This window comes from uncultured Sphingomonas sp., from assembly GCF_937859915.1.
Lineage (GTDB): Bacteria > Pseudomonadota > Alphaproteobacteria > Sphingomonadales > Sphingomonadaceae > Solisphingomonas.
Genome location: NZ_CALMAW010000057.1, coordinates 1 through 1,241, shown reverse-complemented (window position 1 = coordinate 1,241; position 1,241 = coordinate 1). Strand labels below are relative to the sequence as shown.

Sequence of the window (1,241 nt, the reverse complement as noted above, 5' to 3'; positions counted from 1 at the left end):
GCTTCAGGAAGATTATGGCGTCCGCCTGTCGGGCCAGGACTCGGGCCGCGGCACCTTCTCGCACCGCCACGCGGCGTGGACCGATCAGCAGGACGGGCACAAGTATATCCCGCTCTCCGAGGTCGATCGCTCGTTCCAGGTGCTCGACAGCCCGCTCTCCGAGTTCGGCGTGCTCGGCTTCGAATATGGCTATGCGTCCGCGGCGCCGCGCACGCTGGTGATGTGGGAAGGCCAGTTCGGCGACTTCGCCAACGGCGCGCAGGTCATCATGGACCAGTTCATCTCCTCGTCGGAGAGCAAGTGGCTGCGCTCCAATGGGCTCGTGATGCTGCTGCCGCATGGCTATGAAGGCCAGGGCCCCGAGCATAGCTCGGCCCGTCTCGAGCGCTATCTGCAGCTGTGCGCCGAGGACAATATGCAGGTCGCCAACTGCACCACGCCGGCGAATTATTTCCACATCCTGCGCCGGCAGGTGCTGCGCGATTTCCGCAAGCCGCTGGTGATCATGACGCCCAAGTCGCTGCTGCGCCACAAGGCGGCGGTGTCGAAGATCGAGGATTTCGTCGGCGACAGCCGCTTCCACCGCGTGCTGTTCGATCCTTCCGCGCCGGCCGACCGCGACGTGCGTCGTCTCGTTCTGTGCACGGGCAAGGTCGCCTACGACCTGTTCGAGGCGCGCGACGCCGCGGGCGACCGCAACACCGAAATCCTGCGCGTCGAGCAGATCTATCCGTTCCCCGGCGACGTGATCGCCGAACGGGTCAAGGCCAGCCCGGGGATCGAGACCGTCGTGTGGGCACAGGAAGAACCGAAGAACCAGGGCGCCTGGTCGTTTGTCGAGCCATTCATCGAGCAGGCGCTCGGCGAGGCAGGCGGACGCGTGTCGCGCGCATCCTATGCCGGACGGACCGCGTCGGCGTCGCCGGCGACCGGTTCGGCCAAGCGTCACGTCGCCGAACAAAAGGCACTGGTCGCGGCCGCGCTCGGCCATGATCAACAGGCTCCCGCGCTCGCCAAGGCCAGCTAACACCCGATCCAGGATACAGGACGAACCATGACCACCGATGTGAAGGTGCCGACGCTCGGCGAATCGATCACCGAAGCGACGCTCGGCCAGTGGCTCAAGAAGGTCGGTGACACCGTCGCCATCGACGAGCCCATTGCCAGCCTCGAGACCGACAAGGTTGCCGTCGAGGTGCCGTCGCCGGTCGCCGGCGTGATCGGCGCGCTGGTCGTCGCCG

The 1,241-nt window shown here is 66.4% G+C and carries 1 protein-coding gene and 1 pseudogene (1 of these 2 running past the window's edge); both read left to right on the top strand.

The annotated features are described in order from the left end of the window. Positions 1 to 1,027: pseudogene (locus tag Q0326_RS08075) on the top strand (2-oxoglutarate dehydrogenase E1 component); it begins 1,928 nt to the left of the window's first position. A 27-nt stretch (positions 1,028 to 1,054) separates the two neighbouring features. Continuing rightward, positions 1,055 to 1,241: biotin/lipoyl-containing protein (locus Q0326_RS08070; RefSeq protein WP_298688977.1), on the top strand; the 187-nt coding region annotated here is incomplete at its 3' end.